At 50.7% G+C, this 13,635-nt stretch carries 8 protein-coding genes; 6 read left to right on the top strand and 2 right to left on the bottom strand.

The window, feature by feature from the left end; translation table 11 throughout:
- On the bottom strand, positions 1 to 264 hold a 264-nt coding region (locus LPH68_RS17895), incomplete at its 3' end, for a hypothetical protein (RefSeq protein WP_192918795.1).
- Between the two features lie 105 nt (positions 265 to 369).
- Positions 370 to 2,112 (bottom strand): DUF262 domain-containing protein, encoded by a 1,743-nt coding sequence (locus LPH68_RS17900; protein ID WP_048698889.1) that lies wholly within the window; start codon positions 2,110 to 2,112, stop codon positions 370 to 372.
- Between the two features lie 120 nt (positions 2,113 to 2,232).
- On the opposite strand from LPH68_RS17900, the gene LPH68_RS17905 reads away from it, so the two are divergent.
- The 6 genes from LPH68_RS17905 to LPH68_RS17930 all read left to right on the top strand — a co-directional run bounded on the left by LPH68_RS17905 (position 2,233) and on the right by LPH68_RS17930 (position 13,635).
- Positions 2,233 to 3,123 carry a hypothetical protein gene (locus tag LPH68_RS17905; protein ID WP_230297043.1) on the top strand — a complete coding sequence of 297 codons (891 nt, stop codon included), beginning with the start codon at positions 2,233 to 2,235 and terminating at the stop codon, positions 3,121 to 3,123.
- Entirely contained in the window at positions 3,120 to 4,808 is a 1,689-nt protein-coding gene (locus LPH68_RS17910) for a hypothetical protein (protein ID WP_048698885.1), read from the top strand. Before LPH68_RS17905 ends, LPH68_RS17910 begins: the two co-directional genes overlap by 4 nt.
- A gap of 3 nt (positions 4,809 to 4,811) precedes the next feature.
- Positions 4,812 to 7,082 (top strand): hypothetical protein, encoded by a 2,271-nt coding sequence (locus LPH68_RS17915; protein ID WP_048698883.1) that lies wholly within the window; start codon positions 4,812 to 4,814, stop codon positions 7,080 to 7,082.
- Between the two features lie 4 nt (positions 7,083 to 7,086).
- Positions 7,087 to 8,397 (top strand): hypothetical protein, encoded by a 1,311-nt coding sequence (locus LPH68_RS17920; RefSeq protein ID WP_048698881.1) that lies wholly within the window; start codon positions 7,087 to 7,089, stop codon positions 8,395 to 8,397.
- A gap of 137 nt (positions 8,398 to 8,534) precedes the next feature.
- The gene (locus LPH68_RS17925) at positions 8,535 to 13,301 is read left to right on the top strand and encodes a hypothetical protein (RefSeq protein WP_230297044.1); all 4,767 of its coding nucleotides are present in this window, start codon (positions 8,535 to 8,537) and stop codon (positions 13,299 to 13,301) included.
- A 49-nt stretch (positions 13,302 to 13,350) separates the two neighbouring features.
- The gene (locus LPH68_RS17930; RefSeq protein WP_048698874.1) at positions 13,351 to 13,635 is read left to right on the top strand and encodes a hypothetical protein; all 285 of its coding nucleotides are present in this window, start codon (positions 13,351 to 13,353) and stop codon (positions 13,633 to 13,635) included.

Genomic DNA, 13,635 nt, shown 5'->3' on the forward strand with positions numbered 1-13,635 from the left:
ATATTCGGGGATTTCGGGCTGTCTCCTGCCGTACAGGTGGAACTGATCGATTTCCGTAACCCGTCCAAGAACGGCGTATATCTCGTGGAGGAGGTCACGACTACGTTCGGGATTGGAGGGTACAGGCAGCAACTTAGTATTCCGTACAGGATTCGCAAATAACACTATTGTCCACCAATGTACATCCTTCCCTTCCAGGAAATTTCCTGGAAGGGTAAAACTGCATTCCGTTCCGCTCCAAGGAGCATCATTATTTTCATTCATAATCAAAATTCATTGTCTCCAACAGATTTCTGCCTTAAAAAATATTTTCGTAACCGGAGTGCTTCCGGCAGGAAGAACAATATCCGCAAATACCTTTGATATCAATCAGTTAATCATCTTTCTGATTCTCTGAACCAGCATAGCCTTTCGTTTTTCTATAAAATCAGAAAAATTGGACAATGAAAGATCCGTATCCGGGATAAGATGGTCCTCCATGAATTTCCGCATATCCTTGTTCCGGGTCTGTTCACTGACCCACTTCTCCAATGGTTTGGCGTTTTTAGACTCGTTCTCATTGGCATCGAGCATCTGCAGGTTCAGGATGGAATTGTAGACCTGCCAGCCATATTTTTCCTTGTCTTTCTCTTCCAGATCATTGTATGCAGAGGCTGGGTGCAGGTGGTCCTGATGGAAGTTATTGTTTCTGTAATCAAGATTCGGATACATCATAGCCAATATTGGAAAACTGTATCGTGAATCTTTCTGGCTGTAAAGCAGGTCTTCTATAAAATCGTCACCTACATCCGACAGTTTCCTGATTTCCGAGTTTATTTCCGTTGCTGGGAACAAGGTCACGGTTTCTTTTATATAGCTGCCGGTGATGTCTGTTGTGTATGCCCTTCTTGACTGCGCAAGCACGGAATCCGCGCTTGCTCCGAATGCCCTGCGGAGCAGAATTGAGAACAACCATTTTTTTATGATTTCACAATCCTCCCTATTTCCCATCTTTTTGTAAAAATCCTGATATATGTCCTTGTGATAAAGATAATATAGTATGGGCATGGCGGCATTATATGAGGTCATTGTGAAATCCGTCAGTCCGAAAGATCTCAGCAAGTCGAACAAGTTTGAAACGGCATCCCTGATCCTCGTCCAATTATTTTCCACCAGTTCAATAAAGCCCAGATTGAAACTTGTTATAAGGGAACGCACATCTTTATGATACAGGTACAGGAATGATTTTAATATGAAATCGTGAGAAATATTAAATCCTTTTGAACGTACATGCTCGACCAGATTCTTGATTTCTGTCTTCGCGTCCATCTGTTTGCAATTGGCAATGGCAATGGACATCAGGATATCAGAAAAACTTAATGCGGTCCCCCCGGAATTGATCCGGATAAAAATATTCACGGCTTTGTCCGGTTTCTGTTCATCCTCCTCGTAAAAATTTATATTGAGTTTGGTATGGATGACATTGTCCAACAGTCTCAGCAGTCTTTTGGATTCCTTGTCTATGTTATTGTCCTCGGCAAATTCATCGATGCCATAATTGTAATCCTGGTGCAAAGCCAAAATCTTACCTACACGGAACCATTTTTCATTAGACTTGTCAATAAATAAATCTTTTTCCTTGGATATATTCTTGTCAACAAAGGAAAAGATAAACTCCCTGTCGCTTTCCTCCTGTGTGTATTTACGGGATATATTGAAATATAGATGCCGGGTAGGGAAATTATATTCAGAATAATCCCAACGTTTCCTATAATCCTTGTACGCATAACTGCCGCACAGACCGATATACAATGACGTCAATCGCTGTTGTCCGTCCAATACCGCATAAAAATCGTTGATATTGTCTGTAGGAATCGGATCGTTGCATATCCGATGATACTGTATGAAAGCTGATAGAAACTTATAAAACCGGAAATCAGTCTTTGTTCCTCCTTTTACCTTCCAAAACAGCATGGAACTGATCGGGTAGCCTTTCATCAGAGAGTCGAACAACTTTTCTATCTGTTCTGCCGACCATACAAAATCTCTCTGAAAAGCCGGCAACAGGTATTCATTCCGGTGGATACGTTCTATTGCCTGCGCTATTGTTATTGGTGATTGAAAACCTGCCATAATTACATAATTAAGTGTTTTTCGCAAAGATAGAAAATTCTATTTTTATGTTTTATTTTCGAGGAGGAAAAATGAAAACCTGAATATATTCCAACTACCTATTCTTCTATAAAAAGATCAATGTCTTCAGATAAGTCGAATCAGTTGCTTATTCGTGAGGCTATCCGTAAAATAGCTCTCGGCCGTAGCATGGAACGTATCAGTCTGGCTCCGGGAGGTATGTCGGGCATTGGCACGGCCCGTATGATACATGGATATGTCTCCAAAATACATGATGACCCGTCGGACGAGGAATTTCCCGAGTATGGCGGTACCGTTGATGTCGGTGAGTACCCGGACGAGACAGCCTCTGCGGAACCTGTCATCCACAAAGGCGTATTGCTTTCAGCGGCAACAAGCAGCGAGGGCGGTTTTTTGATTGTGCCTGCACTTTTTTCCGATGTAACAATTTTTATGGATGCCGCCACCCGGTACGCCTATGTGGTGAACTTCTCACATGTGGATATCCTGCGGCTGAATGCCCGTAAGGAAACCGTTGTCGGTGTAACGGAAATGGAGGAACTGGACCCGGAGAGTGACTCTGCTCCGGACTACGACGAGCTGGAGGCTACGGGAAATACGGCTTTCACACGTTATACGCCGACAACCGTTACCGCCATTGTCAGGAACAAAAAGGGCAAGGAAGCCTCCACGGGGATTGAGGCGGAGAGCATTACCCACGTTGTAGACAAGTCGGAGGTCAGGCAGACAACGGACAAGATAATTCAAAAGGTGAACTCCACGACCGTAACGGTTTCCGACAACAAAGTGGCGCTCGGTGACGAGAATGCCACCGAACCGTTGGTATTAGGCAATGAACTTGCCGGGCTTATGCTCGACTTCCTGACCGAGTGCAGCAAGGTGATGACCCCCACCTTGATGGGTACAATGTCACCTGTCAATTTCCCTAATTTCATTTCTTTGACCTCGCGCATTCAAAGGTTCCTCTCTAAAACCAGCTATACCAAATGAACGTACAACTGCATCCGGACATAGACAGCCTTGATAAGGAGAGCCTGTGTTATTCCATCTACTCGCAGCTCTACCATAACTTTTTCAATGCCCAGCAGAAAAAGGATGATGACCATCCTTACGGTGTCGAGGAAGGGGACGAGACCAGCATAAGGTTAAAAAATACGGCCTACGGGTTTGCTTCGGCCATTGCGGGGGCGGTTGTCGGTGAAGGTGACCCGGGTGATGGAGGGTTGTTGCTGGAATACCTCAAGAAGTCGGGCGGTGACATGACCGGGGCACTCCGTGCGAATTACGGTTTCGAGGCGGGTGTCGCCAATAACCGTATTCTGGAGATCTGTTCACAGGACATTACCGACACGGATGGGGCGGTGACTGCCGTTGAATACGGCGTCAAAATTACCGGCAGTCTGAACATAGGCGGCAGCAGCCTCCATATAGGCGGACAACAATTATTGGGTTACGATACGGACAGGAACACGGCGACGCTCAATGCCTCCCGCATTGATTTTCAGGATGCCTCCATACACTCGGGCGGTGAATGGATTATCGGGAACAGGGAAACGGGAGTGTTCATTTCTCCGTCACGGCTGACCGTGGGGGGACATGACGTATACCACCGGGGCAACGCCAATCTGGCGGCAGTGGACTGGGCCATGCGGGACGGAACGGTGCAGCGTCATCTGGTGGTCTGCGGGAATACGGCTTTGAGCGGTGGTCTGGATGCCTTATATGGGGCAAGGCTGGGTGACAAGGGAAAGTGCCTGCTTTCATTTTCCGGTGAGGAAGTCGCCCTCGGAGGCTTTCTCTCATTTCCGGACGGTTACGGGCTTCGTATTGGTGGTATGCCCGTACTCCTGCGGACTGATAATGACAAGATACAACTGGGCGGTATCGGAAGCGATCTGTTGCTGGGTAGCGGGCATACCACCAGAATACGCCTGCTGTCCGGCATTTCGGATGTGGACGGTGACTGTCTGATGCTCTCGTCCTACGGCAGGGCCTGCTTTCCGGGTTCGCTCACTGTCCGTCACAACTATGGTGCCGATCTGCTGTCTTCGTACCGGGTGGACAACTCGGATGAAGGCATAATTATTCACAAGCGGCTGCGTATGGGTATGGCTGGCGGATTTTTGATTACCGGAAATAAGGAAACCCTTTCACTGACCTCCATGGTTGTATACGAAAAGGAAGATGTGCGGACAACCGTCCCCCATACCACAGTATTGGGACACCGTCCGTCCATAAGTGCCCATGCCCCTCAAAACCGTTACAGTGAGTCTTTCCATATCCAAACCGATGCCGATTTCATCTCCTCCGGGGTTCCGGTGGAGGCTGCCGGGCATGTCGGAATCTGCGCGTCGTCAACCCGGTTGGCAGACAAAATCCTATACTTGACAGAGTCGTTGAGGTTACAGGCTGTTTCCGGCGGTATCAGGCATTACGGTGACAGCAGTTTTCTCGGCTCCGTCTCTTCGGAATTCTTTTCTTCGGGCTTTGCCGGAAGCGGCTGGGCCATCCGGAAGAACCGTACCACGGGGAATGTCATAGCCACATTCGACGAGGTTGTCGCCCGACGCAAGTTACGCGCCTACGAATTCGAGGTAAAGAAGGTTTCCGCGACCAACGGCTCTTTCTGGATCAGCGACAGCTGCTCGGGAGATTCCGTTGAAAAAATATCATAGCCCATGTCCGTATTCCGTTATTCAAAATACAAGATCCGTATCGACCCCGACTCGCAGAAAACACAGGGGCTGCATGTCGGGGATATCGTCCGCAGGCAATATGCCGGGCGGGAACGGGCGGTCTATTCCCTGATGTGCGTGACGGAAACCGGAACAGAGCTTGTCGGCGACAAGGAGGCGCCTTATTTTATCGGGGCTTTGCTGGACGGCGATGAACCGCAGAGCGGGGAGCTTCTGGACTTCGTACGGAGTACCAACCTGTTCGATACGGCGCGTAGCGGGGCACTGTACCTGACGGCTTCGGACAGCGAAGCCCCCTATATGGATGTCATCGACGGCATGGCAACGGAGCGTTCCCTTTGCTATCCGATCATGAACGGAGGGGTGGCGGGGGTGCCTGACAAATCCAAGTATGCCGTATGTGGCCATGTGCTTCAATCCGGATACAGGGAAAACGATGCGGAGGCGACACGTATTGTCCGGATAGTCCGCAATGCGGAACCGGCGGGAGAATCCTTTTTCGGGCTGATGCAGACTTTGGAGGAGTCGGTCGGGCATCCGGAACGTCTGCTGATATCCTTCAAAATCAGGGCTTTCAGGGATTTGTCCTCCATCCCCCTCTCATTCGGCTATACCAACCGGGAGAAATCAGATGCCGAGGATATATTGTCCGCCGGGCAGGAATGGGAGTACAAATTGTGGGTTATCACTGTGGACTATCCTGCACAATATAGCCGGAGCCTGCTTCTCGATCTGACGGAAAGCCTGACCGCAGAGGGTGACTGGTGTGAGTTGGCGGACCTGAATATCCTGCGGCTCTCTTCCGTGTCCGCTTTCGGCGATGCGGTCAAAGTCCGTGTGGGAAAGGTCTGCGGCATTATCGATCCGGTATTCGGCATACTGGACGGTTACGGGGCCTATTTCCAGAATCTCTACGCAACACGGAATGTCAACATCACCGGAACATTGACCGCCGGAGATGAAAACGGTTTTTCCTCAACTTTCTATGTGGGCAAAATTCACAAAAATGTCATTCCGGACAGCCTTTCCTGTGCTTTCAGCGGATCCATGACAGTCGGTACCGCCACTCCCGCCGGTATCGGAAAGAGTGTACGGGTCACATCAGACAGCCGCCTTACATTACAGGATGTCGGTTGGCGCAAAGCCCATGCCGGCAACTATTATTGTTTTTCAATCTGGATAAAGGCGGAAGAAACAACGGTTGTCCGTTTTTATCAGGACGAGCATCTTGTCGGCGAACAGGCTGTGGATGCCGGCAGGGGATGGACACGTCATAAGGTATCCTTTCCTGTCCGAGAATCCGGCGCTCCTGAAATGACACTGGGTATCGCAACCCCGGTGCCGGTCCTTCTGTCCGCCCCGCAATTGGAGCCGGGCAAGACGGCGACACCTTACCAAGCGACGGATGGCGTGTTGTCTTACACGGAAGATTACGGGGCATGGTTCTCGAAAGGAGGTATTGGCGGAACGATCCAGAATCCTCTGCTCAGGCTGGGTGAGGACGGTTCGATAACCTCGCGTGACGGTTCTTTCGTCATTAATCCCGACGGTACGGGATATTTCGCGTCAGGGCGCTTCAAATGGAGCAAGGACGCCATCGAACTGCGGGACGTGACCATCCGCTGGGAAGATTTTGACGAGGAGGCACAGGAACAGCTCAAGCCCCGTTCCGTATCCCTGACGGGCGGTACGACCTTCCATTTCACGGATGAGCTCTCCGGCATATGTGAGCCGGAAAGCATCCCTCTTGTCCCCACCGAATATAACTTTAATCCGGAAAGCCGCTTATGGGAATATCTTGCATCGGACGGAATATGGAAAGAAACAGGCTGCAATGCCGCCGTGTTTGAAATGACACCGGCGTTTCACGGCTGGGAAGGGCGTGACGTATTAACCCTCCGTTACACCGCTGTATTCCGAAATGAAAATATTGGAGCCACCCATACTTTCTTCAAACTTTATGACGGTGCGCCATCCTATACTGTTCATGTGGAGTCGAAAAATGGCACGATATTCCGTAACGGCATTGTTTCCACGGTTCTGCGGGCCAAAGTGTACAGGGGCGGTGAAGATATTACCGCACTCATTCCCGATGGTAATTTCCGCTGGTTGCGGACAAGCAGGGATACCGATGGCGACAGGATATGGAATGACCTGCCGCATTATGGCAGGGAGATTGAGATAACCGGCAGGGATGTATGGCATAAGGCCGTTTTTGACTGTGAAGTGGACATATCAACAACAGAGCAATAAGCATATGGCAATAAAAGTAGCACGCGGACAGGTAACCATCATTGACCAGAATGATGCAGTCTCCTTACAGGCGTTCATCGGTTCTTCACAACCGCTCACCCAGGTATTCAACAAGGATACGGGCGTTTATGCACCTTCATGGGCGGCATCGCCGTTTTTGGTGCTCACTCCTTCGCTGTTTGTCAGCGGCAAGGCCTCCACCGACCAGATTTCATCAGTCGGTAATGCGGCTACGCTGACAGCCGGCGTTAAAAGCGGCTCCGCCAAGTGGTATAAGAACGGTTCGGCCATAACTTCGGGCCAGGACAGCTGTACTGTCGGTGCGGCGTCCGCCAAGTATGCCCTGACCATCAAGGCCAACCATATGACCGTTTCCACGCCGCAGGTACGGTATACCTTCGAGGCGGTTTATATCGATGCCAACGGGCTGGAGGTGCCTTTCCGTTCCGAGATACAGTTTACCCAGCATCTGAATGCCGGAGCGATGATAGCCGCCGTGGCATATGCTCCCGACGGTGTTGTCTTCAAAAATGACGAGGTACCCACACTCAAGGCGCATTGCGACCTGTGGCGTGGCGCCACCATCGATACCACCAATGTCACCTATGCCTGGGGAATCAAGGATTCCTCCGTTTTTGCCAATACCACACTGGCTGCCGCCGCTACTACCGGTGCGACCACCGTCACGGTGGCCTCCACCAATAACATGGAAGCCGGCGGAAAGATTACAATAAGTTCCGTGCAGTACACCATATCGGCAGTGAACACCTCCACCAAGGTCATAACGCTGACATCGGCCCTCACTGCGGCGGCCAATTCAGGAGCCTTGGTTTCCTGTCCGTATTACAATTCCATGCTCGGTGCCGGATGGTCCTGTCTGACTTCCACCAATCCGCGTGGCGTGACGGCAGGATGGACTACGAACGAAATAACCATTACTGCGGATGCCGTACTGAATTTCGAGACATTCAAATGTGCCATCAAGGACACGGACACATCGGCCGGCAACGCCTCGGCCAACAAGGTTGTATGCGATATCATTTCTTTCACGGATATGTCCGACCCCATTACGGTGGACCTTGTCAGCCAGAAAGGGTTCACCATCAAAAATAACGGGAATGATGTCGATGCCAAAGCGGTGCTGTATCGTAACGGTGAGGTACTGGACGATGACGGGACTGCCTATACCTACACATGGAAACTGTGGAACTCGGCCGGAACATCCGTCATAAAGACTTATACGGGCAAATCCATCACCGTATCGAAAGCCGATGTGACAGGCAAGGGCGTACTGATGTGTGAAGTGTCGAAATAGTAATGAAGGAACGGGGCTTCTACGGATGGCAAGCGGTATGAACCGGTCTTATCCCATCCGTGCGGCAAAATCGGAGCCTTGCCATTTGGCGGCAACCTGCCGCCTTTTTTTGTCCTATACTTTTCTTAAAAGAGCATATGGCAAAGATACTGGTCGCCCGCGGTCAGGCGACAATCAACATGCAAAAGGACGGTTATACGCTTAGCCAGTCACCCGGTGAATACATCTTTCCTGCGGATGCCGACGGGAAGATAGTTTCTGCCGTATCCGTCACTTCTTCTGTCAAGGTCACGCTTGGCGATTCCGGTTTTACCGGATTTTCCATCGGTAACATTACCAGACCGGCAGGATTCTCCTCCATATCCGTCAACAACAGCAACAAGACCATAACTTATACGGTCGCGGCAGGAACGACCACACTGGCCGATCATGGCACTGTGGTTATTCCCGTCATTATATCCGGAATCACCTACACCCTGTCATTTGTCTGGTCAAAGGCCAAGTCAGGGGCATCCGGCAAGGATGGAAACGACACGGTGATGCTTGACTGGGTCAAGGAGTGGAATACCAACAAGACACTTATCGGCAGCAGCACGGTCATCACTCCAAAAATTTTTACAGGGATCAAAAACAGTGACGGCACGATAACCGGTGTGGCAATCGGGCAGTTTCCCCTCTCTGTCAGGACAGTTTCCGGTACCGTCACTTCTGAAACGGTTAACGGCATCTATGGTTTCAAGAACGGTTACAAGACCTTTTTTATAGACAACGGCGGCAATGTCCAGTTCGGTCATGGCGACCAGGTTGTCAAATACAATGCGGCTACCGGCAAGGTGGAGTTCGGAAATGGTGTCAGCCTGAACTGGATAGGTGCAACCTTTATTGACAAAGACGGTGTCTTTACCGGTAAACTTTCAGCGGGTACAGTAAAGGCGGTGCAGCTTGACGCCTCACAGATAACTTCAGGTACGGTCTCCGCCTCACGTATCGATGTGGCTTCCCTGAAAGCCTCTCTTATTACTGCCGGGAATATCGAAGCGCTGACACTCAATGTCACGAAAGGGAAAATTGGCAGCTGGTCCGTCGACGGTGACAGCATCTGCCGGGGAGCGAAGAACAACACTTCCGGGGCGATGACCGCCGCCTCCGGCTCCATGACTTTGGGATCAAACGGCATCCGTGGTTTTAAATGGCGTCTGGATGCCTCGGGGGCGGGGGCTGTTGCGGGAGGCAATATATCCTGGGATGCCTCGGGCAATGTCACCTTTGCCTCTTCCGTCTCTTTGCAATGGACAAATCCGATCAATGCCATCGTTACCGCTTTGGGCGGAAACGGTTGTCCGAAGCTGACAAAAATCACTGCGGCCGGTATCTATACCGGCACTGTCACCGCCTCACAGATTACGGCAGGTACTATTTCTACCGACCGTATTGCCGCCGGAAGTATCACCGCCTCCAAACTGGACATCGCCAATGTGAAGGCCTCTCTCATTACTGCCGGAAATATCGAGGCCCTGACACTGAATGTCACGAAAGGGAAAATCGGTGGATGGTCAATCGGCTCAACCGCATTGGGCGGCAACCACATCCTGCTTGACTGCGGAAACAGGCGTGTGGTGGTTTACGGACTTAATTCCGGCGCGACAACCGGACAACGGGTACAATTGTATTATAACAGCGACAGCGATTTCGGGCTGTATGCGACCAACAGTGCAGGGACATGTGTCGCACGTTTCGGGTCCCAGAACAATATTGCCGGCTGGACGGTGGATGCCTCCTCCATCCGTAAGGGAAACATTGTACTGGGGAGTGACGGTTCAATAACCAATGGCACGAAATGGAAATTGAACAATGACGGAAGCGGGCAGATTGCTGCGGGGAACATATCATGGGATACCGCGGGGAAAGTCTCGTTCTCCCCTGCCGTTTCCCTGCTATGGAAAAATGACATAGAGGCCGAAAAAACAACCAATTACGGCTATCCGTATTATTACAGGCTTGTCATCAACGGGGAAGAGAACAAATACTATCCTGTCATCCTCAAGGGCGGTGAACAGAATTTCAAGCGGGACATTCTTGTGCGTCGTGCCTACAGCGAGCAGGCTCCGGCAAGTTGGAACACGTCCACGCATAAGGGCGGCCTGGTACTGCTGCTGAAAGCCAATTTCGGTGGCTGGGGCGGCATCAGCTATTCATGGGACATTTATGAACTCTCCGAATCCTATTGCCGCATGTTCGCAGGTGCGGCCTTATGTGGGAACAACTGTATGTTCTCCGTGTTCTTACGCGGCGGCGGAACGACCGGAGCAGTCTATCATATCTATTCCGACCAGCCGATTGTCAGTAACGCGATGAGTCCGTCCCCCATACCGGCAGCACCGCAGATCGCTTACAACTCGGATTTGATTTTTCAAAGTGGTTCCACCAAGGCGAATGCACCGGCTCCCCGCATGCTGACAGCTTCGGTCGAGGAAGAAATACGCCGCAAACGTTTTATTGCACTAGCACAGGGAAGTGACAGCACTCTTGCCGCACATCCGCTGACCTATATCGGCTCTACAGGCATCTATACCGGTACGTTGACGGCCGCACAGGTCAATGCCGTCAGCATCAACGCATCCAGCATCAAGACCGGGACACTCTCCGCCGACCGGATTGCAGCGGGCAGTATCAATGCCTCCAAACTCGATGCGGCCAGCATCAAGTCCTCCATCATCAATACGACCTATATCAACGGTCTGAGCTGCACCTTTACCAAAGGAAAAATCGGTGGGTTTACAATCGGCAGCGACAATATAACGACAGGCAGTATCGGTGCGACCGGTGCAATACCATTGCAGGTCCGCTCCGCATCTGCCGGTAGCGGGTATTGGTACACGGGGGCCTACAAACCGTTGGGCATCACGCTGACCTGGCATCAGAACAGCAATGCGGGGCATATTGTCTTCGGCCAGGTAGCTGCTAGTGGAAATTCTGTCAAGACCGGATTTATCGGTATCCAGATGATGTCATGGGACCATCTGGAATATTTCTGTCTTTCGGCCAACTATACAAAAAGCGGTGGAAAGGAGGTTTACAACCGGATTGCCGGTTGGGCGTTCGACCATAACCATATTTGGAAAAACAACATCTCGTTGGGCTCCGACGGTTCGATTACGAACGGCAGCAAATGGAAACTGAACAATGACGGCAGCGGACAGATCGCAGGTGGTAATATTTCATGGAACGCTTCCGGAACCGTCACTTTCGCCTCTTCCGTGTCAGCCCAATGGACAACCGGCATCACGACCGCCCAGGAACTTGCCTCTGCTATGGCGTTCGGCAAGATGCTCTACAGGGATCCGACCTTCTGGAAGGGGAACAACAGTATCGGTGTCTATAACAATTCCGGCAACGGCATGGTGACGGTCACCCGCCAGCAGGATACGTCGGCGCCCAATGACAGCAAGTATGTCCTGAAGATACAGACTAATGGAACCGCCAGTCCTGCCAACGGAGGGTTCTATTTCGGAACGGCCTGCAGTTCACGCAAGGTGCTGGTTGCCCGTATCATTGCCAAAATTCCCGCCGGACGCAATATCTGTTGGGCCTCCAACAACATTGGTACAGGAGGTTCGAGCCGCTGGCTTACCTCCACGGCAGGAACCGGAGACTGGAAAGAGTATGTATACAAGGTCGTATGCGGCACCTCAAACTTCTCCAGCACCCATTTTTTCTATATTGACGGGGCACAGGGAACATCTGCCGCTCCATTGGTCTGGTATGTAGCTTATGCCACGGTTTTTGACCTTACTTCCACAGAAAAGTATACCACGACCATCGACGCCAACGGTATTTATACCGGTACGGTGAAGGCAAACCAGATTGTTGTGGACAGTGCCCTGGTTGTAGGAGGCAGCTCCTATAACGGCAGTATTTCAGTCAAGGATGCGGGCAACGCGGTCAAAGTGACGCTCGACAGGACGGGCATCACTGCCGTAGCCGGCAAGATCGGAGGATGGACGTTGGGAACCAGCTCGCTTGCGGCGTCTGCGCCAAGTTCCGGGCATAGGATTGTAATGGCGGCCTCCGGATATATCTATCACGACAACCCTTCCACTGGAAAAGAGTATTGGGCTTTGAAAACCGACGGATCCGCTGTTTTCGGATATGGGAAAATTTCGTTTGCGGCGGACGGTTCCGGATATCTTGCGAACCAGAATATCAGATGGGATGCCGGCGGCAACGTGACGATGACAGGCACGATCAATGCCAACGCCGGCACGATAGGAGGCTTTTCCATCGGTCAGGGACGCATTGGATCTACAGCCACGGGAAGTGGTTCCGGTGGCGGACTGGCCATCTACAACGATTTGTTCCGCGTGGGAAACACCATTTCCTACGTTCTGTTGGGGGCCAACACTTTTCCCGCCTCCTCGGGCGGGACCTGTGCGGCGGGGCGCATCGTCAACAACAAGGTAAATTCATATATGAACAACTACGGGTTGTATATCGATGTGAAGAACGGTCGCCGAAACTATGGGGTGTGGTCCAATGCCCCATTGGTCGCACCAGCCGCCATCGGTCTCAAAATGAAAAAGATCTACTTCACAGGTTCCGGCTATAGCATTGACTTTTCTGACAGTAATGTCTTTTGTGTCTATGCCAACTCCACCTGCAATGTCAATCTTCCGAGCGCGTCGTCGGTTGCAAGCATGTTCGGATATTCGAGCCTTCCCTCGGATTTTGCCTATATGTTTACCCTGTTTTACAGCTACAACTGGGGAGGACATATCAATATCATGAATGTGCGGAATCAGAATGGAGGCACGTCAAATTACGGTATGGAAAGAGGGGACTCGCTGACACTCCTTTGTTGCAACTACCCGTCTTTTCATTATCAGGTATTAAATTATAATGGTTAATAACCGGAACAGAAACTTTTACCCTATACTTATTTAAAATTCAAATTATATGAACATCACCAATGTCACTATTACCAGGACAGCAGAAGAGAAGACGGAAAATGCCTTTTATATGCTGGAGTATTCTACTGTCAATGACGAACTGAACCATCTACATGTTTCTGTCAATGAAAAAGAAGCCGATGAGGAAGGCAACATAAAGCCTGTCGGAATTATCTATATGGAACAAGGGATCCTTTCCTGCAACTTTCCGATGGTGAGGGAGCTTGGTCCCATATTCCAGGATTTCGACAGGATGCAACAGGATATTCGCGAAAAAATCAATCCTAAATAA

The organism is Bacteroides sp. 1_1_30, from assembly GCF_020982715.1.
Classification (GTDB): domain Bacteria; phylum Bacteroidota; class Bacteroidia; order Bacteroidales; family Bacteroidaceae; genus Bacteroides; species Bacteroides xylanisolvens.

Excerpts from the sequence above, each read along its gene's own strand:
- LPH68_RS17905 (WP_230297043.1), top strand. The coding sequence starts at position 2,233 with ATGTCTTCAGATAAGTCGAATCAGTTGCTTATTCGTGAGGCTATCCGT.
- LPH68_RS17910 (WP_048698885.1), top strand. The coding sequence starts at position 3,120 with ATGAACGTACAACTGCATCCGGACATAGACAGCCTTGATAAGGAGAGC.
- LPH68_RS17930 (WP_048698874.1), top strand. The coding sequence starts at position 13,351 with ATGAACATCACCAATGTCACTATTACCAGGACAGCAGAAGAGAAGACG.
- LPH68_RS17925 (WP_230297044.1), top strand. The coding sequence starts at position 8,535 with ATGGCAAAGATACTGGTCGCCCGCGGTCAGGCGACAATCAACATGCAA.
- LPH68_RS17900 (WP_048698889.1), bottom strand. The coding sequence starts at position 2,112 with ATGGCAGGTTTTCAATCACCAATAACAATAGCGCAGGCAATAGAACGT.
- LPH68_RS17920 (WP_048698881.1), top strand. The coding sequence starts at position 7,087 with ATGGCAATAAAAGTAGCACGCGGACAGGTAACCATCATTGACCAGAAT.
- LPH68_RS17915 (WP_048698883.1), top strand. The coding sequence starts at position 4,812 with ATGTCCGTATTCCGTTATTCAAAATACAAGATCCGTATCGACCCCGAC.